Genomic DNA, 20307 nt, shown 5'->3' with positions numbered 1-20307 from the left:
ACCGCAAGTGCTCGTTTTATGGCGATATGAGGGGGGCTTGCAGGAAACGCGCCAGCTCCATGAGACCGGTATGGGACGGCTGAACGAGTACAAAGCAGATATGAAAAGGGGATGAACCCGGATCATGTGGATCAGGATTCATCCCCAAAGCAGCGGTGCCATGCCAGCAACTCTGTTGGGGTTGCTGGCATCAGATCCACAGCATCAACCAAACATGGCGAAGGCATCACCGCTGGTGGGCAAGTTCATGATTTGGCCGTCAGCGGTCTGGATATGTTCGAGCGTGTTGAAACCGGCATACCAGTCCTTGAGCTTCACACCGCTATCGGGCGTTTCTGCCCAGCTATCGCCCGAGCCGCGGAGATAGGCGTCATTGCCGACACGCGTGACATTCAATTGGGCGATATTATCGATCAAGGTCAATACAAGCGTGTCGTTCAGGCTCGTGCCATTGTCCTGAATGGTCACCAATCCCTTGGTGTTGACCACGTACATGTCGTCACCCTCGCCGCCATTGGCGAAACCTCCAGAGCTCTGGGCGCTGCCGCCTGACTCACTGATGAGGTTCAGAATCAGCCGGTCGTTGTCGGCGCCACCGAACAATGAATAGTTGAAGCCGGTGCCGGTCAATACATCGTTGCCCTCCCCACCATCGGCAGCGCCGCCGACAACAGAGATTTTATCGTTGCCTGCCTCGCCAAAAGCCCGTGATCCCAAGTCGTCGGCGGCGCTGACTATGACATCGTCGCCATCACCGCCATACAACGTATCTGCCTGCAAACCGGTGGCAACCCCGTCAAGAGTGAAGGGCCCGATCTTCGACACCAGCCCCCCATTGATATAATCGGCGCCGTCGCCACCATAAATGACATCGCTGCCCTGACCGCCTTCCAGGTAATTATCGGCCGCGTCGCCTATCAAGGTGTCATTGAAATGGCTGCCCATCACGCGCTCGATGCTGGTCAGAACGTCGTCTTGCGCATCACCGCCAAGGTTAATACCCGTCTGGAGGTTGACCTCGACCGCTTCAGCACTGGTGAGGTACCAGGCACTGTCCTGTCCATCCCGGCCATCGATCAGATCGCTGCCTGCGCCACCGACGAACACATCATCGGAATCAGATCCCGACAGGATGTCGCGAAATGCGCTGCCCTCGAACAGCTCGATCCCGGTGAAACTGGAGGCTGAAGGCCCCCAAGGATTGACCTCGCCCTTCAAATCGAGCTCCACACCCATGATCCAGTCCTTATAGCTGACCAGATCCTGACCTCCAGCGCCGTCCAGCGGGATCATCCCTGCATGACCAACACTGTAAAAAATGTCGTTGAAGTCGCTCCCGCGTATCATTTCAACATTCTCGTAGTAATCGCGCTCGGCGATTCCCGAGTGCTCCCCCGTCACCCAATTGAGGGTGACCGCGACGCGGCTGTCGCCGTAACTGACCACATCCACACCGTCACCGCCGTTGAAGTAGTCCCAGCCAGCACCACCAAACAACAAGTCATTGCCCGCGCCGCCAAAGATCATGTTGTCACTGTCATTGCCAAAACCCGTGAAGTCGCCTGTGCCGGTATAGGTCATGCGCTCGATGAACGGGTCCATCGTCATCACCGACCAGCTGGTATAGAGCTCATCGGTACCGCCATTCTCTTGCTCGATAATCTTCACCCCAGGGGCAGAGATAATGTAGATATCGTCGCCTCCGTTGCCTTCGAAGTTGATACCGCCAATGGCACTGCTGAAGGTATCGGCCTGGCCTGTACCAATGATCTGTTCCACATTCGTCAGGGTGTCGCCCTCGGCATCACCCCCCTTGAGGACACTGCTCCCCTCGCGGATATCAATGTTGACGGGTTCAAAAGAACCGGAGTAGTCCACAATATCGAAACCGTCCCCGCCATCAAAGGCGATCACCGCTTCGTTACTGCTGAAACGGTCGCCAACGTTCGAGCCGCGGATGCCTTCGATGTCGGCGTAAGTATCACCCTCGGCGAAGCCTGTGTTCCTGCCATCCTTAAGGTCGATAAAAACGCCCTCTGGACTGTCGGCATAGCTGACGGTGTCCACCCCATCGCCACCGATCAGTTGATCAGCGCCAGCGCCGCCCAGCAGCACATCGTTACCCGCACCGCCGATCAGTTGATCATCACCCTCGCCACCCAGTAACAGGTCGTTCCCCGATCCTCCGGCAACGATGTTCCATCCCGCATTGCCGTGACCGGTGAAATCATCCGTACCGATATAAGTCAGTTTTTCAATGTTTTGGGCCAGGCTCATGGACTGTGCGGTGGTGCGCACTTCATCGATCTCGCCACCTTCAGGCTCGATAATTTGCACATCGCTATTGCTGAGGATATAGACATCGCTGCCGTAGCCCCCTTCCAGGGTGATGCCGGCAGAGTTGCTGATGAACGTATCATCCCCGCCGGAACCAATGATCTTTTCCACATTGATCAGCGTGTCGCCCTCGGCATAGCCACCGAAACCGATACCGACACCGTTATGAAGTTCGATGCGCACGGGTGCGTCGGAGATGGAGTAATCCACCGTATCGATCCCATCCCCCCCATCGATCATGTCCGCCCCTGGCCCGCCGATCAGGACATCATCCGCTCCGAAACCATACATTTCGTCACCGCCACCCTGACCATAGCCACCCAGCATATCGACATCATTTGTTCCGTTGATCACTGCCATTGCTTACCGCCTTCCTTGTCACGTTGTTGAACGAATAAGTTGCTATAGCCACTGCGACGGAGGAGCCCACTTGATAACGGGCACCATCTAACCACGCGATGGAATGCGAAAACGACAGAGGAACAGCCAGGAGGGCGACACGCGGCGAATGCTCGGCGTGCAAGTAACATCCATCCATGGACTGACCGCGAACCGCTACACGGAAAAATCGGTACTGCAATTGCCAGAAAGGCCCGGCATCGCAGCCAGACCTTTCAAAAACGGGATCGTATGCTCAGCCGGGAATCCATCCCTCGAACCACAGCTGCAGGTTATCGCCACGCAGCATGTAGTCGCGCAGCACCGCTTCACGCAATTCGTCGCCCATGCGATAGCTGGCCTCGGGGTCGGACAGGTGCATGCGGATTGCCTCGAGCCATTCCTCGGTGCTGTTGCTCACGACCTTGGTGCAGGGCAGATAGCCGCGATAGGCTTCAGTGTCGGTGCAAATCACCGGGTAACCGCAGGCGCCATATTCCAGCAATCGCAAGTTGCTCTTGCAGTCGTTGAAGATGTGGAACTCCAGCGGTGCCAAGGCCAGGTCAAGGTTCAGGCTGGCCAGTTTGGCCGGATAGGCTTCCAGGCCGACGCTGGGATGAAACTCATGGACAAACGGACGCAAAGCCTGCGGGCACATGCCGAAGAACACCCATTCGACTTCGTTGGCCAGCAGGCGCACCACGTCCGCAATGATGGCCAGATCTCCATCATGGCTAGTCCCGCCGCCCCAACCCACGCGAGGCTTGCGAGAGGTGCGGCGCTGACTGGTGAGCCCGACCCAGAGGTGCGGCGCGAGCATGTTCGGGACGACCCGGATATCGTGATGCATGTCACGCAATGCATCGGCCAAAGGCTGGGTCGAGACCACGACGCGATCACACAACCCTACGCCACGGCGCACTATTTTATCGACACCGACCTCGGCCTTGCGCAGGTGCGCGTTCTTTTTCGGGACATCAATCACATAATCGTCAAGTTCGTAGATCCGGAAAGCGCGAGAGCAGTTTTTGATTCGCTCGACCTCATTGACCGCGCCCTGGCTATAGCGCCCCTGCAATACGATCACGTCGGGAGAACGCCGCTCGAGCTCAATATCCGTCGGCGCTTGATAAGTCAGGTGCCCGACCACACGGCCGGCCGCCTCCAACTCAAGGAACGGCTGAGTGACCCGGTAATGACCCACGGCAGTCGTATTGATTGGAATCGCCAGCACATTGGGTAAAAGCTGACGCGAGAACGGGTTCCAACCTTCCTTGAGTCCCGGCTCCAGACTGAAGTTACTGGTGCCCAGACTCAGATTGGGGTTGTAGGCCGGATCCCTGGCCACCACTGGCAACCATCGCCGGTAAAAACTTTTTTGCTCGGCTTGCAACACCTTGGGAGCGGGATTGAAGGCAGAGGACGGAACCACTCGCATCAACTCGGCGTAGGGAGTCCACACCACCAGGTATCCGCTTTGCTTCACACGCAAGCAAAAGTCAGCACCATTGAGTGCTTGTGACAGATCTTTCTCGTCCAGGCCGTGCAGATCATTGAATACCTTCTTGCGCACAAACAGACAATCGATGCCCACGGCACTGAAATTCTGCACCGTCTGCTGGCGCTGCATGTAACCCGATGTGTTGAGCGGCTCACCACGATTGGGAACACCAATGGCACCCCGCAACCCCAGCACCAGGGCCGTCCCCTCGATACGCCCTTGCGGGCTCAGCAGCCGACCGCCGACTACGCCGACTTCCGGACGCTGAGCATGATTGAGCAACTCGTCGAGCCAATCAGGATTGACAACAACACTGTAGGGGCTGAGAAACAACAGATAGTCGCCGCGGGCGTGGCCGGCAGCGAAGTTCTGCACTGCAGCCAGATTGTCGCCATGATCGCAGCGCAACACCCGAAGCTTGTCACTGCCCACTTGGTCCATCGCCGACAGCCAGTTGCAGGCATCCACAACCGTGCTGGCGTTATCGACAATGAGGATTTCATATCGCGTGCAAGCGGTTTTCTCCAACACACTTTCGACGCAACGCTCCAGAGAGCCGAGTTCATTGCGGGTGGCAATGATGATCGAAACCATGGCCGGCTGATCGTGCAGATAATCCACACGGTTGATCAGCGGCTGACTGCCGGCGCGGATTCGGTGTGGTACGCCGAGCCGCTCCAGATGCGCGGCCAGCAAACGTGGGTTCTGTTCAATAACCTGCGGCTGCGAGAGCCACTGGGACAGACGCAATGCGGACTCCACAAGGACTTCGGCAATATGCCCGATTACATGCGGCCCGTTACTCTCCACCAGGCGCCAGACCAGATCCTGCACACCCAGCTCGCCAAAACCGCCTGCCATGCCGCCCAGTTCGATAATCCGTTGCCGCTGCAGGGCCAGCACCCGGCCAACATAGGGATAGCTGCGCATCAGATCCAGATTGAAATCCGGTTTAAACACCGGCTCGATCGATACCTCATCGCGCAATCCGCCCTCGTCACTGTAAAGGCAGCGCACGTCAGGCATTTCAACCATGCGCTCTGCCAGCAATAGCAAAGCCAGATCATTCAAGCGATCGCCCGCCCGAACCAGATAGATCCAGTCTGCGTTGTCCAGCTGGGTCAGCAAGCGATTGAACTGGGCAACCGGATCATCATCCAGTCGCACATGACGCACGCCGTCGCACGACGCGTGCTGCGAATCGGACAGTACCACCACTTGCTCGGCGGCATAGGTTTGCTGACGAATACTCTTGAGCGTCTCCTCCAGCGCCGGAACATCGCCTTCGCTGTCGAGAACAATCGGCACGATGCGCGGGCGCCAGCTCCAACTCTGCAAACGAGTCTCGAGCAGACGCTGCTGAGCCGGGTTCAAATGACGGCAGGACAGCCATTCCCGGTACATATCGGTAAAGCTGTCGCAGTCGTCGCCCACCCGGGTGCGCACCACCGTTTGAATGAAGCCCAGTTGCCGGCCAAGACCCGTTTCTTCCCAGGCATAAGCTTGCCCCACAATCGCATCGGCCAATGCCACATAACGTACCCAGCCCGGTGCAGGCGCCGGCTCGCCACTGCGCAAGGCTAGCATTTGCTTGAGCCAATCGAGCTCTGTCATTACCGCAGCCTTGACTGGCGCCTGATTGCTCAGCCGCGCCGTATGCAAACGCTCGAGGCTCGACACCTGACTCACCACTACCAGATTGCCACGCCGTAGCAGACAGGCAAACAAGGCGAAGTCCAGACGAGCGATAAAACCTTCGCCAATCTGGGTCAGGGCCGGCAAATACTCCAGCGCATGCCGGGTTCGCAACAATGCCCCGCTAAGGCCACTAAGAAAGTTGATCAGGGTGCTTTCCAGAATGCCCAGCAGATCCTCGCCCTTGAACAAGGTGACACCCGTGGAAAAGCAGCAATTTTCCAGGCGGTCGGAAAGCAGGATGTAATCACCGTCGTAAAATTGTCGCTGGCCGATCACCAGGTTGACGTCTTCGTGGTCGATGAAGCCAATGATCTGCTGAGTGATGCATTCAGGGAGTAGCTGGTCGTCGTCGCACAGCAACTTCAGATAGTCGCCGCTGGCCTCTTGCGCACAGGCCATGAGATTGGCCTGAAAACCCAGGCGCTGCGGATTACGCACATGGCGCAAGCGAATCGAGACAGGCACCTCACAAGCATTGATGATCTCGCGGATCTCGTCACCGCCACTGTCATCGCAGACGATCACTTCAAGATTGGCGTAGGTCTGACTCAGCGCGCTTTGCAGCGCCGTCTGGAAGAACTGCGGGTTGAAGGCGGGAATGGCGATGGTGACAAGAGGTGTTGGTTTCACGGCGGGAGAACTCGCGAGCGGCGGGAGCTTACTTCAACGAAGTGAACTCCCCGAACCGCTGAATAAAGACGGTTTGCACTCGGCAGTCGCAAGCCTTCGCGAGATCATCGCGAAGGCCCTGACTCAGACTTTGTTGAACAGCCCCAACTGAGCGATCTTGCTGAACGCCAGCTGCGAAGCTTGCAGCATGGTTTGTTGCAGAGTCAGGCGGGTCATCACTTCAGCCGGATCGGAATCGCGAATGGCCGATTGGGTCTGGGTGTTGGCGAGTGCCAGGCTCTGGTTGATATCGGTCTGGGTCACCAATGACGCACCGCGACCGCCTACAGAACTGATACTGGAGGCAAGTTGATCCATACCGCTGGACAGGTTGCCGATACCGGCAGTGACCGCAGCGTTCATTTTCTGAATGGCAATCGGATCATTGTTGGTTGGCGTCGACAGGGCTGTTTTCAGCTGGTTGACGGTGTCCAGAATGTTCTGGGTCTGATGCGTGTTGACCGCCACAGAGAACTGATCGCCTGCACCCGGCGTACCGGCCAAGGTGAACGAGACACCCGATGCTGTCGCGGTCGTACCGGCCATGGTACCGGTGGACACCGGTTTACTGTTGGCGGTCACTGGCGCGGCATAAAGTTCGAAGTTCGTGCCACTGGTGAACTTGAGAATCGCCCCGCCGCCCGGGAAACTGGCGTGGTAGTTGGCGCTGTTGGTCACAGTAGCGTCAGTTACCAATGCAGTCGACGGGTTGCCCGGACTGCGCGATGTGTTGAAGCTGTCCGGCTTGGCTGCCAGAGTGAAGCTGTGCCCGGCGATAACCGTGTCAGGGGTGGTATCACCCGTCTTGAGGTTGATATTGAGTTTCAGGTCAAGACCACGGAAGCTCACGGTTTGAGTGGCTGCGTTACTGGAAGAGAACACACCGCTCTGACTGGCTTCAGCCGTCACGTCGTTACCCAGCGCATCGGTGATTTGCAACTGTGTGCTACTCAGGAACGACACGGTGTAAGGCTCGCCGCTGCGGAACTTGGCGTTGTAGGTGACATCGGAGCCTACCTGACCGTTGGACAACACCACACGACCGTCATCGACCGCAGGCGCGGTGAGCGTGGTCTGAGTTCGGGTGGTGTTGATCGCCTGCTGAAACACCTCCCAACCGGTGCTGTTGGTGGCCATCGACTGGGTATCGCCGATCGGCAGATCCAGTGTGACCTGATCACCGTTGTAGGTGTAGCTGCCATCGGTATTGCGGGTGAACGGCACGACATCGCCCTTGGATCCGGCAAAGATGTACTTGCCGTTTTCATCCTTGGTGTTCATCAGGCTGAGCAGTTGCTCTTCAATCTGCCCCAGTTCGGAAGCATTGGCCTGGCGGTCGGCATCGGTATAGCCGGCGTTGCCAGCGCCCAACGCCAGCTCTTTGGCGCGTTGCAGCACGTTGCCGATGCTGGTCATCACCGCTTCAGTCTGCCCGAGCGTGCCCTTGATGGTGGTCATGTTGGCCGAGAACTGGTCGAGCATCGAAGCCTGTTGCCCCAATTGCAGCAAGCGCGCAGCCCCGACCGGATCATCGGCCGCGGTGTTGACGCGAACCAGGCTGCTGGCCTCTTCGCTGCTCTTGACCACGTTGGAAAAATTCTTCTGATAGTTGGCAGCAGAGGACTCGTAAAACTGGGCGGTAGAAATGCGCATGGGCTACGACTCCTTAAAGACTGTTGATCAGTGTGCTGAAGATTTCCTGCGCAGCCTTGATGATCTGCGAAGACGCGGTGTAGTACTGCTGATACTTGACCAGGTTGCCGGTTTCCTCATCGAGGTCGACACCCGACAGCGAATCGCGGGCGCCTTTGGCATTGGCCAGAATCGCTTCGGTGGCAGCGCTGTCGAGCTTGCCCTGGGCCGCCTTGGCGCCCACACCCGAAACCAGTTTGCCGTAGGCGTCGTTCAGGGAAATACCGTTGCTGGCGGAACCGGTGTCCACAGTCTGCTTGGTCTGCAGGCCGGCCAGTACGGTGCCGTTACGGTTGTCCAGAGAACCTGGCTGGCTGAGCGTCACGTTGATCGCCGTCGAGGTACCTGGCGAACCCGCGATGGTCATGTCGAACTTGGCAGTGCGCTGCACCACGGGTGGTCCCGGATCATTGATCGCGGCGCCGTTGGCGTCGACCAGTGGAATGGTCAGGCTCAGTGTATTGCTCTGGCCCGGCACAATGGTTCCGCTGCTGAGCGGGTTACCCTGGGCATCGAGCATTTGGTAAGTCTGAGTCGTACCACCGGCCGCGCCGAACACGATTTTGACCGGAGTCGAAGTCTTCAGCCCGTTCTGGATCGCCGTGGTGGTCGCCGAATCGTAAACATCGAACTTCGTGGTCAAGGTCGGTTGACCGCTGGCCGGAATCGTCAATGTGCCGCTGCCACCGGGCGCAATGGCTGCACCCAACGGTGCCGCGATGGCCAGACGCTTGGAGTCCGTCATCTCGGTCTTGATGTTGGTCGCCGCGTTGCGGGTCGGAGTGATCTTGAACGTGTCGCCGGCGGCTGCGGTGCCACCGGTGAGCTGCATGGAGAAACCATCGATCACTGGCGGCGGCGTGGTCAGCGTGCTGAACGCGCCCATGGCGGTGCCTTCAGGCAGACGCTGCACGGTGTAGTTGGTGGCACTGGTGAACGTGACCTTGTAATCGTTGATGGTCAGCTTGCCGCTGTCCTCGATGGTCACATCGAAGTTGCCCGAGCCGGCGCTGTTGCCAACCGTGGCGATACTGCGCTGGGCCATTTGCGCGGCGCTGTTGATGCTGTTGAACAGGTTCGAACCAAAGTCACCGTTCTTGTCGATGCCCTGGGCCTGGATGGTGTTCATCTGATCGGCAACGACCAGCGCTACGCGACCCAGCTCGTTCATCGCCGGGTCCAGCACGGTGCTGCGGTAGCGCAGCAAGCCGCCCATCTCGCCACCGGTCATCACCGAGGTGATGTCGATGGTGCTCGAACCGCGATTGAGCTGAATGGCCGAACGCGACGGATCGGCTTTGCTCGGCACCACTTCCAGCTTGCTGGCGGTACTGCCCATGACCAGCGGCTGACCGCTGCCCAGGTAAATATCGAGATTACCGTCACGCTCCATCACTTGCGCACCGGTGAAGGTGGACAATTGGCGTACCGTCTCATTACGTGCGTCGAGCAGGTCGTTGGGCTGGCCACCGGCTTTGGAAACTTCGGAAATCTTCTGGTTCAGCTGGGCCACGGTGGTGGCCAGTTTGTTGATCTGATCGGCCATGTCCGCCAGGTTGCCATTGACGTTGGCGTTCTGCTGCGTCAACTGGCTGGAGATCGAGTTGAACCGGTTGCTCAGGGCTTGTGCATCGCTGAGCAGCAGTTGGCGGGAAGCGTCGTCGCCCGGTTTGGCATTGACGTTCTGTACCGAGGCGAAGAACTTGGTCAGGGCGCCATTGAGGCCGGTGCCGCTGTCCGAGAGCAACTTATCGAGCGGGCTGATCTGCCCGGCGTAGGCAGCCGAGTCGCTATTGAGCGACGTGGTGGTCTGCAGCTGCGCATCGAGGTAGCTGTTGTACACCCGACGCACATCGGCCAGAGTCGTACCGCTGCCGATGTAGACATTGCCGAACTGATTCGAGGCCTTGGTGCCCTGCACGGTTTGCTGGCGTGAGTACCCGGAGGTGTCGGCGTTGGCAATGTTATTGCCGGTAGTCATCAGCGCGGTTTGGCTAGCGGATAAACCCGACATCCCGATATTGAGCAAACTCATGGTTCAAACCTTATACCTTGTGCCTATAAAGGCGTGGTGGAAGCGCCCGCCGCAGCGTAGTTTTGGTAACTCGTCATCTGCTTGGCTATCTGCGAAATCTTGCTTGCGTAATCCGGGTCGGTTGCATACCCGGCTTTTTGCAACTCGCGTACAAACTGTTCTGGGTTATCGGCCGACTTCAGCACATCTTGATAGCGATTATTGCTTTGCAGCAGCGTCACAAGGTCATGGAAGCTGTCTTTGTAAGAGCCGTAGGAACGGAACTCGGCCGTCTCCTTGACCATCTCGCCATTTCTGAATTCGCTGGTGATCGCCCGCGCCGAATCGCCCTTCCAGTTACTGCTGGCCTTGATGCCGAACAGGTTGTGGCTGCTGCTGCCATCCTGGGCGCGCATGACCGATTTGCCCCAACCGGTTTCCAGGGCAGCCTGGGCCACCAGGTAGCGCGGATCGACACCGATACGGTCGGCAGCTTCTTTGGCCATCGGCAGCATGGTGTTGACGAATTCGTCGGCGGAACTGAAGGCTTTCTTCGGCGGTGCCAAGGGGATTTGCGCCATGGCACGACCATAAATCTGCAGGCGTCCGCTGGATGTCGTATCCGTTTGCGCAGCGAGCCAATCGCCGTTGTACAGCGGTCCGGAATCGGTCTTGGTGCTCTGTGGCAACTGGATATTGTTCTGCACCGTTGTGGCAGTCGTTGCAGCGGTCGATGCCGACGGCACCAGCCCGGCGAGCAAACGATCGGCCAGTTTCGGTGGCAGCGCCAGACGCCGCTGATTGATCAGCGCCATGTCATTGCGATGAACGCCCTCGCCCGCGCTTGCCGGCGTTTTCATCGAGCGCGAAGCCCACAATGGACGCTCACCATTGAGGCGCGACAGCGGCCCGTTGGTGGCGACTGTACCGGCGGCAATCGGCGTTTCCACGGCGGCTTTCGCGACAGCTTGCTTGGCGGCAGACGCTGCCGCGGCCTCACCCGGCGCCAGCGGTTTGTTCTTCGACATCTGGCGCATCAGCACGTCCGCCAAGCCAATACCACCGCCTTCGCGGGACAGGGAAACGGCCAACTGCTGGTCGTACATTTCCTGGTATTGCTTGGCGGCAGGGGTATTGAGCGGGTTGTCCTGGCCCAGCGCATCGGTGGCCGAGCGCATGGACTTGAGCATTTCACCAAGGAACAGCGATTCGAATTCCTGCGCCACTTTGCGCATGTTCGCATCGCTGTTCTTGTCGCCGACCTTGAGCTGGTTCAGGCGGTTCAGGTCCGAGTAGGAACCCGAGTCGCTGCTGCTGACCAGCCCACTTTTGCGCATATCCATGGTCGCCGTCCTCAGATCACGATCAGGTCGGCTTGCAACGCACCGGCCTGCTTCAGCGCTTCGAGGATCGCCATCAAGTCACCCGGTGCCGCGCCGACCTGGTTCACCGCCCGGACGATTTCGTCGAGGGTGGTGCCCGGGCCGAACTTGAACATCGGCTTGGCTTCTTGCTGAGCGTTGACCCGCGAGCGCGGCACCACCGCCGTCTGCCCGTTGGACAGAGGGCCGGGCTGGCTGACGATAGGGTCTTCGGTGATGGTCACGGTCAGGCTGCCATGGGTCACGGCGGCCGGGGAAACCTTGACGTTCTGGCCGATCACGATGGTGCCGGTGCGCGAGTTGATGATGACTTTCGCCACCGCCTGACCCGGGTCGACTTCGAGGTTTTCGAGGATCGATAAATAGTCGACCCGCTGACTCGGATCGAGTGGCGCAGTGACGCGGATCGAACCACCGTCGATGGCCTGAGCGACGCCAGGGCCAAGCATGTTGTTGATCTTGTCGACGATACGCTTGGCGGTGGTGAAGTCCGAACGGTTGAGGTTCAGGGTCAAGCTATTGCCCTGATTGAAACCGCTTGGCACTGCTCGCTCGACCGATGCACCGCCAGGGATGCGACCGGCCGACGGAACGTTGACGGTGATCTTCGAACCGTCACGACCCTCAGCATCGAAACCGCCGACCACCAGGTTGCCCTGAGCGATAGCGTAGACGTTGCCGTCGATACCTTTGAGCGGCGTCAGCAGCAAGGTGCCGCCGCGCAGGCTCTTGGAGTTGCCGATGGATGCGACGGTGATGTCCACCTGCTGACCCGGCTTGGCGAACGCTGGCAAATCTGCACTGATCGATACCGCCGCGACGTTCTTCAATTGCACGTTGCCGGAACCGGCCGGCACCTTGATGCCGAACTGCGAAAGCATGTTGTTGAAAGTCTGCAGGGTGAACGGGGTCTGGGTCGTCTGGTCGCCGGTGCCGTTAAGCCCGACCACCAGGCCGTAGCCGATCAATTGGTTGGAACGCACGCCGGAAATACTGGCGATGTCCTTCAGCCGCTCGGCTTGAGCATCGAAGGCCACGAACAGCAACAGGGCGCCCACCATAAGGCTTTTCAGATTCAACGTAGCCACCTAGAAAGGGAACAGCGGGCTGAGGAAGAAACGGTCGAACCAGCCTGGCTGACTCGCATCGGCAAACGCACCGGTGCCCGAATAGGTGATGCGCGCATCGGCGACGCGGGTCGACGGCACGGTGTTGTCGGTGGCGATGTCATCGGCGCGAACGAGGCCGGCAATCCGCACCAGCTCATCGCCAGTGTTGAGGGTCAGCCACTTCTCGCCACGCACGGCGATGATGCCGTTGGGCAACACGTCCGCGACGGTCACGGTGATCGAACCGGTCAGGCTGTTGCTCTGGCCGGACTTGCTGTCGCCCTTGGTGGCGCGGTCACCTTCGTAACCGACGTCCAGACTCAGGCTACCGCTGCCCACGGGATCACTGGTGCTTAGGCCGCCCCCGAAAAACGAGCTCAGACCGATGTCAGTTTTGCTGTTCTTGTCGATCTGCGAATTGGCGTTCTTGCTCGCCTGGGTGCGCTCGTTCAGGGTGATGGTGATGATGTCACCGACCCGGAACGCCTTGCGGTCGCTGTACAGGTTCTGTTCGAAACCGGCCTGGTAGATCGAGCCGTTATTGGCGGCAGCCGGCAGCGGCGTGCGCGGCAACACCGGGGCGTAGTAAGGGTCATTGGGCTTGGGCGGCGGGGCAACGCAGCCCGCGAGCACGACGACCCCACTCAGTGCCAGAACAGATACAAAGCGATTCATGACCCTACCTCACGGTGTTGCAGGCGACCTCATGGCCGCCTCATAGACTTGATTACAGATTCTGCGTTACGAACGAGAGCATCTGGTCGGCGGTGGAGATCACTTTGGAGTTCATCTCGTAGGCGCGCTGAGTGGTGATCATGTTGACCATCTCTTCAACGGTGCTGACGTTGGACGTTTCCAGGGTGTTCTGCAGCGTGGTGCCGAAACCGGCGAGGCCCGGAGTGCCGACTTGCGGCGCGCCACTGGCAGCGGTTTCCAGGAACAGGTTGTTACCCACCGCTTGCAGACCGGCCGGGTTGATGAAGTCGGCGGTTTGCAGGTTGCCGATCACCTGGGAGGCCGGGTTGCCGGCAACGGTGATGGACACGGTGCCGTCACGGCCGACGGTGAAGGTCTGGGCGTCGTTCGGAATGACAATGGCCGGCTCCAGGGCGAAGCCACTGGCATTCACGATCTGGCCGTTGGAATCCAGGTGGAACGTACCGTCACGGGTGTAGGACGTGGTGCCGTCCGGCTGCAGAATCTGGAAGAAACCGCGACCGTCGATGGCCATGTCCAACGGCTGCTCGGTGGTTTGCAGGCTGCCGGCGGTGAAGTTTTTCTGAGTGCCGACGATGCGCACACCGGTACCCACTTGCAGACCCGACGGCAATTCGCTGTCCTGGGTCGACTGGGCGCCTGGCTGACGTTTGATCTGATACAGCAGGTCCTGAAACTCGGCGCGATCACGTTTGAAACCCGTGGTCGATACGTTCGCCAGGTTGTTGGAAATGGTGGTGAGGTTGGTGTCCTGGGCGGACAGACCTGTTTTGGCAACCCATAGAGCCGGAAGCATTCGATTCTCCTCGTGCGCCTGTTTTACGGCGCGACGTTCTGATAATTAGCTGATCTGCAAGACCCGAGCCATGGCCTGGTCATCGTCTTTGGCGGTGTTCATCATCTTGATGTGCAGCTCGAACTGCTTGGCCAACGCCAGCACCGAAGTCATTTCTTCCACGGCATTGACGTTGCTCGACTCCAGGAACCCGGACACCAGTTTGACGTTGGCATCGGCCTGCGCCGGCTTGCCATCCTTGGTGTGGATCGAACCGTCCAGGCCCTTGGTCATGTTCTTGAAGTCCGGGTTGACCAGTTTGATCCGGTCGACTTCAGCCATCACCCGCGGGCCTTCGCCCATCGCGCGGATGCTGATGGTGCCGTCTTCACCGACTTCGATTTGCTGCTCGGGAGGCACGGCAATCGGGCCGCCATTGCCAATCACCGGCATACCGTTGCCGGCGCGCAGCACGCCCAGCGCGTCAACGTTCAGGCTGCCGGTGCGCACGTAGCTTTCACCGCCATCGGGGTTCTGCACGGCGATCCAGCCGTTGCCCTGCACCGCGACATCGAGGTCACGACCGGTTTGCACCAGCGCACCAGGAGAGAAGTCGGTGGCCGGACGCTCGGTCATGGCAAACGCACGCGCCGGAAAGCTGTCACCAAACACCGGCATCGAACGGGCCTGTTCCAGGTCCTTCTGAAAACCGTTGGTAGAGATGTTCGCCAGGTTGTTCGCATGAGCCTTCTGCGCCAGTGCATTCTGGCTGGCGCCGGTCATTGCCACATAAAGGTACTTGTCCACACTCTTTCCTCTGCATGCCGGACGTTTGCCGCCCACCGCTGTACTGCTGAGCCATAAGCAATTTGCAGACCAACTTTTTTCTGGCGGCGCAGGGCCCGGCAAACAAAGGACTTGAGGGATTAAGAGGGGATTGGGGGAATGTATCGAAGACGAAAAACCGGCGGTGTTATGCCGCTTACGGCAAGCGTCGACCTCCAGGGCTCAACGCATGCCTGGTAGCAGCTGCCGAGCCTGCGAGGCTGCGTTCGGCTGCGAAGCAGTCGTGAAATCAGATATCGCGGTGAGTCAGGAAAACCTTACATACAGGATTTGCGACGGCTGCGCCGCCGAACGCAGCCTCGCAGGCTCGGCAGCTGCTACAGGGCACTAGCCCGGTTCTTTACCGACTTCGTACTCACGCAACTTATTGGCAATGGTTGTATGCGAAACCCCCAACCGCTTGCCCAGTTGACGACTGCTCGGATGCTCGGAATACAAGCGCTCCAGTACGGCTTTCTCAAAGCGACCGACAATCTCGTCCAGCCCGCCCTCAAGGGAAAAGTCGCCAAGCGGCTGACGCACGCCGTAGTCCGGCAGACGAATGTGCTCGGCTTTGACGGTGCCGCCGTCACACAGGGAAACTGCCTGGAACAGTACGTTCTCCAACTGCCGCACGTTACCCGGCCAGTGATAGTGACTGAGCCGCTCCATCGCCGCCGGAGCCAGTTTCGGCAACGGGCAACCGATCTGCCGACTGGCCTGATCGAGGAAGTGTTCCACCAGCGGGGCCAGTCCGTCGAGGCATTCGCGCAGCGGCGGGATGTGCAGCGAGAGTACGTTCAAGCGGTGGTACAAATCCTGGCGAAACTCACCGCGAGCGCACAACTCGGACAAGTCCACTTGCGTTGCGCAGATCACCCGCACATCCAGATAGACCTCTTCATCGCTGCCGACACGTCGGAAGCAGCCGTCCTGCAGAAAACGCAGCAATTTCACCTGTAAGCGCGGGCTCATTTCACCGACGCCATCGAGAAATAGCGTACCACCCGCCGTTAGCTCCAACAGCCCGAGCTTGCCTTCGGCCCGCGCCCCTTCGAAGGCACCCGGGCCGTAGCCGAACAGTTCGGTCTCGGCCATGGACTCCGGCAGACCGGCGCAGTTGAGCGCCATCAACGGTGACTGCCCACGCGGGCTCGCCAAGTGACAGGCCCGCGCCAACAATTCTTTGCCGGTGCCGGTTTCGCCTTCTATCAATAGCGGCGCATCCAGGGGTGCCATGCGCCGCGCTTCGCGCACCACCGCCGCCATTACTTTCGAACTCTGGAAAATGCTGTCGAAGCCACGCAACTCCTGCTTGCGCACGTTATAAATGCGCTCGCCCACCCGATCCGCCCGGTGCAACGTCAACACCGCACCGGCCATGGCCTCGCTTTCGTCATGCTCCGATTGCAGCGGCGCGATGTCGGCGAGAAACACGTCACCCTTGACCTTGACCCGCAAGCCATTGATCCGCGACTTGTTGGCGCGCACCAGCTCCGGCAAATCGAAATCCTCGGCGTACCGCGACAACGGAATCCCCGGAACCTCGTCCACCCGCACCCCGAGCAACTGCGCCGCCGCACGGTTGGCCGCGACGATGGAGCCGCCCATGTCGATCGACAACACCGGAAACTCCAGGGCGCCGAGCAAGGCATTGAGCTCCATGTGCCGACGCTCGCTGGGCATCAGGCCTACGCGCTTGACGCCGAATACCCCGCCAATCGCCTCAAACTTCGGACGCAACGCCTGGAACTGAATATTGATAAGGTTCGGACAGTGCAGGTAGATCGCATTGCCGTGCTCACCACCCACCTCGCCGCGAGCGACGTTGATCCCGTACTCGACCAGCAGATTGAGAATGTCGCGCAGGATACCGATGCGGTTCTGGCAGTGGACTTTGATGCGCATATAAAGGCCCGTAACAGCGGTGAGTAGGTTGCAACCTGTAGGAGCGAAGCTTGCTCGCGAAAGCGGTCTATCTGATACATCGATGCCGGATGGTCCGACGCTTTCGCGAGCAAGCTTCGCTCCTACAGGGGAATTCGCAGTGCACTCGGACGTATTTTTTTGCCGAGCGGCTCAGTTAGTCGTCAAGATTATGTGACAGGTAGAGCGCTTTTCAAACCCTGAAAACTCAATACTTGCGCCATAGCGGCCAATCCGTAACGAATACTTTACGAAAAGTGCTGATTTTTCCTACATGCAACGACGATCACCTGCTGCAACACCGCACGCCTTGGGGTATTTCTAGGTCTATAGCTGTACACACAACAAGAACGAATCCCCAAGCAGGAGAGCAGCATGAAGCAGACGCAATACGTGGCTCGCGAGCCCGATGCGCAAGGTTTTATCGACTACCCCGCCGAAGAACACGCGGTGTGGAACACGCTGATCACTCGCCAACTGAAAGTGGTCGAGGGTCGTGCGTGCCAGGAATACCTGGACGGTATCGAAAAACTCGGTCTGCCCCACGACCGCATTCCGCAACTAGGTGAAATCAACAAGGTTCTCGGTGAAACCACCGGTTGGCAGGTTGCCCGAGTTCCCGCGCTGATTCCCTTCCAGACCTTTTTCGAATTGCTGGCGAACAAGCAGTTTCCGGTGGCGACCTTTATTCGTACCCGCGAAGAGCTGGATTACCTGCAAGAACCGGACATTTTCCACGAGATCTTTGGCCACTGTCCGCTGCTGACCAACCCCTGGTTCGCCGAATTTACCCACACCTACGGCAAACTTGGCCTACAGGCATCCAAGGAAGAACGCGTGTACCTGGCGCGCCTATACTGGATGACCATCGAGTTCGGCCTGGTCGACACGCCACAAGGCCTGCGCATCTACGGTGGCGGCATTCTGTCCTCGCCCAAAGAAACCGTTTACTGCCTGTCGGACGAGCCGGAGCATCAGGCCTTCGACCCGCTGGAATGCATGCGCACGCCGTACCGCATCGACATTCTGCAGCCGCTGTACTTTGTCCTGCCGAACCTCAAGCGCCTGTTCGATCTGGCCCACGAAGACATCATGGGCATGGTCAAGCAAGGTATGCAGCTGGGGTTGCACGCGCCGAAATTTCCGCCAAAGCCCAAAGCGGCCTGAGCAGATCCCGCTCGCGACTTGCGCGCAAAGATAGTAATTTCCAACAAGAATCGAATTCAGGAATACACCATGAACGCTCTGAACCAAGCCCATTGCGAAGCCTGCCAAGCCGGCGCCCCTCAGGTCAGCGACGAAGAATTGCCGATCCTGATCAAGCAGATCCCTGACTGGAACATCGAAGTCCGTGACAGCGTGATGCAGTTGGAAAAAGTTTTCCTGTTCAAGAATTTCAAACACGCGTTGGCGTTCACCAACGCCGTCGGTGAAATCTCCGAGGCCGAAGGTCACCACCCGGGCCTGCTGACCGAGTGGGGCAAAGTCACTGTGACCTGGTGGAGCCACTCCATCAAAGGCCTGCACCGCAACGACTTCATCATGGCCGCGCGCACTGACGAAGTGGCGAAGAACGCCGAGGGCCGCAAATAATGCATTTCGACGCCATCGGTCGAGTACCCGGCGACCCGATTCTCGGCCTGATGGAGGCCTATGCGCTGGACCCTAACCCGCGCAAATTCGACCTCGGCGTGGGTGTCTATAAAGACGCCCAGGGCCTGACGCCAATCCCCGAGGCGGTGAAGCTCGCCGAGCAGCACCTGGTGGAGCGTCAATCCACCAAGACCTACATCGGCGGCCACGGCAATGTAGCGTTCGGCAAGGTCATCAACGAGTTGGTGCTTGGCGCTGATTCGGCGCTGATCGCCGAGCAACGGGCCGGCGCCACTCAAACGCCGGGCGGCACTGGCGCATTGCGTTTGAGCGCCGACTTCATCGCCCAATGCCTGCCGGGCCGTGGCGTGTGGTTGAGCAACCCGACCTGGCCGATCCACGAAACCATTTTCGCGGCGGCTGGGGTCAAGGTCAGTCATTACCCGTACGTGGGCAGTGATAACCGTCTCGATGTGGAAGCGATGCTGGCGGTGCTCAATGAAGTACCCAAGGGCGATGTGGTGCTGCTGCATGCCTGCTGCCACAACCCGACCGGTTTCGACCTGTCCCATGACGATTGGCGGCGGGTGCTGGACGTGGTGCGCAGTCGCGATTTGCTGCCACTGATCGATTTCGCCTATCAGGGTTTCGGCGATGGCCTGGAGCAAGATGCCTGGTCGACCCGGCTGTTCGCCGCCGAGTTGCCGGAAGTGCTGATCACCAGTTCCTGCTCGAAGAACTTCGGCCTGTACTGCGACCGCACCGGCGCACTGATTGTCTGCGCGCAAACCGCCGACAAACTGGTGGATATCCGCAGCCAACTGGCCAATATCGCCCGTAACCTGTGGTCGACGCCGCCGGATCATGGCGCGGCCGTGGTGGCGACCATCCTTGGCGATCCAGAGCTGAAAAGCCGCTGGGCCGACGAAGTGGAAGCCATGCGTTTGCGTATCGCGCAGTTGCGCAGCGGTCTGGTCGAAGCGCTTGAACCCCATGGTTTGCGCGAGCAATTCGCGCACATTGGTGTGCAACGCGGGATGTTTTCCTACACCGGTTTGTCGCCGGAACAGGTCAAGCAACTGCGCGAACGCCATAGCGTTTACATGGTGAGCTCGGGCCGGGCGAACGTGGCGGGGATTGATGCGACGCGCCTGGATCTGTTGGCCGAAGCTATCGCTGACGTCTGCAAGTAATCCTCTCCCACTGATCGCCCTGATCGTTCCCACGCTCTGCGTGGGAATGCCTCAACGGACGCTCCGCGTTCGGCTTTGAAGGGACGCGGAGCGTCCCGGGCTGCATTCCCACGCGGAGCGTGGGAACGATCATCGCCGGCTCCCGCCAGCTCTTACACAGACCTGTCTAGACAATCCCATCCGTCGCAACAATTGGATATAAAAGTCTATTTGTCATTTCTCCTGCTGTATCCTGCGCAGGCTTTTTTAAAAGCGCGGATCTACCAGATCTATCAACAGACTTAGCGAGGAGCGCGAACATGCACGAGATCCCTAATCTCCCCTTCCCAAGCCTGCACGAAACTGAGCAGACAACCACGCAACAAGCCGGTGCCCAACAGCCCGAGACAAAAGAAGCATCTGAACGCCGCCAGGCCGACAGCGAAGACTGATACACCCGCACGAACAGACCGTGTGGAAAGCGCTAATATGCGCTTTCCACACCGCCTGAACCTTGAG

The 20307-nt window shown here is 59.1% G+C and carries 14 protein-coding genes; 4 read left to right on the top strand and 10 right to left on the bottom strand.

Annotated elements, in window-relative coordinates:
- Positions 1 to 204: 204 nt before the first annotated feature.
- The 10 genes from NHU87_RS12610 to NHU87_RS12565 form a co-directional block, all read right to left on the bottom strand.
- Positions 205 to 2697 carry a calcium-binding protein gene (locus tag NHU87_RS12610; protein ID WP_253548744.1) on the bottom strand — a complete coding sequence of 831 codons (2493 nt, stop codon included), beginning with the start codon at positions 2695 to 2697 and terminating at the stop codon, positions 205 to 207.
- Positions 2698 to 2971: 274 nt separating this feature from the next.
- The gene (locus NHU87_RS12605; RefSeq protein WP_253548742.1) at positions 2972 to 6544 is read right to left on the bottom strand and encodes a glycosyltransferase; all 3573 of its coding nucleotides are present in this window, start codon (positions 6542 to 6544) and stop codon (positions 2972 to 2974) included.
- 123 nt (positions 6545 to 6667) lie between these two features.
- Positions 6668 to 8236, bottom strand: coding sequence for a flagellar hook-associated protein 3 (locus NHU87_RS12600; protein ID WP_253548740.1), 1569 nt, complete (start codon positions 8234 to 8236; stop codon positions 6668 to 6670).
- 13 nt (positions 8237 to 8249) lie between these two features.
- Positions 8250 to 10310 (bottom strand): flagellar hook-associated protein FlgK, encoded by a 2061-nt coding sequence (gene flgK, locus NHU87_RS12595; protein ID WP_253548738.1) that lies wholly within the window; start codon positions 10308 to 10310, stop codon positions 8250 to 8252.
- 23 nt (positions 10311 to 10333) lie between these two features.
- Positions 10334 to 11632 (bottom strand): flagellar assembly peptidoglycan hydrolase FlgJ, encoded by a 1299-nt coding sequence (gene flgJ / locus NHU87_RS12590; protein ID WP_253548729.1) that lies wholly within the window; start codon positions 11630 to 11632, stop codon positions 10334 to 10336.
- Between the two features lie 11 nt (positions 11633 to 11643).
- Positions 11644 to 12732 carry a flagellar basal body P-ring protein FlgI gene (locus NHU87_RS12585; protein ID WP_253548961.1) on the bottom strand — a complete coding sequence of 363 codons (1089 nt, stop codon included), beginning with the start codon at positions 12730 to 12732 and terminating at the stop codon, positions 11644 to 11646.
- Between the two features lie 27 nt (positions 12733 to 12759).
- Positions 12760 to 13455, bottom strand: a complete 696-nt coding sequence (gene flgH / locus NHU87_RS12580) for a flagellar basal body L-ring protein FlgH (protein ID WP_253548727.1) — start codon at positions 13453 to 13455, stop codon at positions 12760 to 12762.
- A 52-nt stretch (positions 13456 to 13507) separates the two neighbouring features.
- The gene (gene flgG, locus NHU87_RS12575; RefSeq protein ID WP_008011001.1) at positions 13508 to 14293 is read right to left on the bottom strand and encodes a flagellar basal-body rod protein FlgG; all 786 of its coding nucleotides are present in this window, start codon (positions 14291 to 14293) and stop codon (positions 13508 to 13510) included.
- A gap of 45 nt (positions 14294 to 14338) precedes the next feature.
- Positions 14339 to 15079, bottom strand: a complete 741-nt coding sequence (locus NHU87_RS12570; RefSeq protein ID WP_131061636.1) for a flagellar basal body rod protein FlgF — start codon at positions 15077 to 15079, stop codon at positions 14339 to 14341.
- Positions 15080 to 15445: 366 nt separating this feature from the next.
- A complete protein-coding gene (locus tag NHU87_RS12565) occupies positions 15446 to 17005 on the bottom strand; it encodes a sigma-54-dependent transcriptional regulator (protein ID WP_123720667.1) in 1560 nt (519 codons plus the stop codon).
- A 393-nt stretch (positions 17006 to 17398) separates the two neighbouring features.
- On the opposite strand from NHU87_RS12565, the gene phhA reads away from it, so the two are divergent.
- From phhA to NHU87_RS28415, 4 genes are all read left to right on the top strand, one after another.
- Complete coding sequence (gene phhA, locus NHU87_RS12560) at positions 17399 to 18190, top strand: phenylalanine 4-monooxygenase (RefSeq protein ID WP_253548725.1); 792 nt, start codon at positions 17399 to 17401, stop codon at positions 18188 to 18190.
- Between the two features lie 69 nt (positions 18191 to 18259).
- Complete coding sequence (locus NHU87_RS12555) at positions 18260 to 18616, top strand: 4a-hydroxytetrahydrobiopterin dehydratase (protein WP_095051726.1); 357 nt, start codon at positions 18260 to 18262, stop codon at positions 18614 to 18616.
- Positions 18616 to 19809, top strand: coding sequence for an amino acid aminotransferase (locus tag NHU87_RS12550; RefSeq protein WP_301271426.1), 1194 nt, complete (start codon positions 18616 to 18618; stop codon positions 19807 to 19809). The genes NHU87_RS12555 and NHU87_RS12550 overlap by 1 nt, the downstream gene beginning before the upstream one ends.
- Positions 19810 to 20108: 299 nt before the next feature.
- Positions 20109 to 20240: a hypothetical protein gene (locus NHU87_RS28415; RefSeq protein WP_301271425.1), complete on the top strand. Its 132-nt coding sequence runs from the start codon at positions 20109 to 20111 to the stop codon at positions 20238 to 20240.
- Positions 20241 to 20307 lie beyond the last annotated feature (67 nt).

The sequence above is a fragment of the Pseudomonas mandelii genome (assembly GCF_024138395.1).
GTDB lineage: Bacteria > Pseudomonadota > Gammaproteobacteria > Pseudomonadales > Pseudomonadaceae > Aquipseudomonas > Aquipseudomonas mandelii_E.
This window is presented reverse-complemented; position numbering and strand designations above follow the sequence as displayed.

Coding starts and splice junctions, on each gene's coding strand:
- NHU87_RS28415 (WP_301271425.1), top strand. CDS start 20,109: ATGCACGAGATCCCTAATCTCCCCTTCCCAAGCCTGCACGAAACTGAG.
- flgH (WP_253548727.1), bottom strand. CDS start 13,455: ATGAATCGCTTTGTATCTGTTCTGGCACTGAGTGGGGTCGTCGTGCTC.
- flgK (WP_253548738.1), bottom strand. CDS start 10,310: ATGAGTTTGCTCAATATCGGGATGTCGGGTTTATCCGCTAGCCAAACC.
- NHU87_RS12585 (WP_253548961.1), bottom strand. CDS start 12,732: ATGGTGGGCGCCCTGTTGCTGTTCGTGGCCTTCGATGCTCAAGCCGAG.
- NHU87_RS12610 (WP_253548744.1), bottom strand. CDS start 2,697: ATGGCAGTGATCAACGGAACAAATGATGTCGATATGCTGGGTGGCTAT.
- phhA (WP_253548725.1), top strand. CDS start 17,399: ATGAAGCAGACGCAATACGTGGCTCGCGAGCCCGATGCGCAAGGTTTT.
- NHU87_RS12565 (WP_123720667.1), bottom strand. CDS start 17,005: ATGCGCATCAAAGTCCACTGCCAGAACCGCATCGGTATCCTGCGCGAC.
- flgJ (WP_253548729.1), bottom strand. CDS start 11,632: ATGGATATGCGCAAAAGTGGGCTGGTCAGCAGCAGCGACTCGGGTTCC.
- NHU87_RS12555 (WP_095051726.1), top strand. CDS start 18,260: ATGAACGCTCTGAACCAAGCCCATTGCGAAGCCTGCCAAGCCGGCGCC.
- flgG (WP_008011001.1), bottom strand. CDS start 14,293: ATGCTTCCGGCTCTATGGGTTGCCAAAACAGGTCTGTCCGCCCAGGAC.
- NHU87_RS12550 (WP_301271426.1), top strand. CDS start 18,616: ATGCATTTCGACGCCATCGGTCGAGTACCCGGCGACCCGATTCTCGGC.
- NHU87_RS12600 (WP_253548740.1), bottom strand. CDS start 8,236: ATGCGCATTTCTACCGCCCAGTTTTACGAGTCCTCTGCTGCCAACTAT.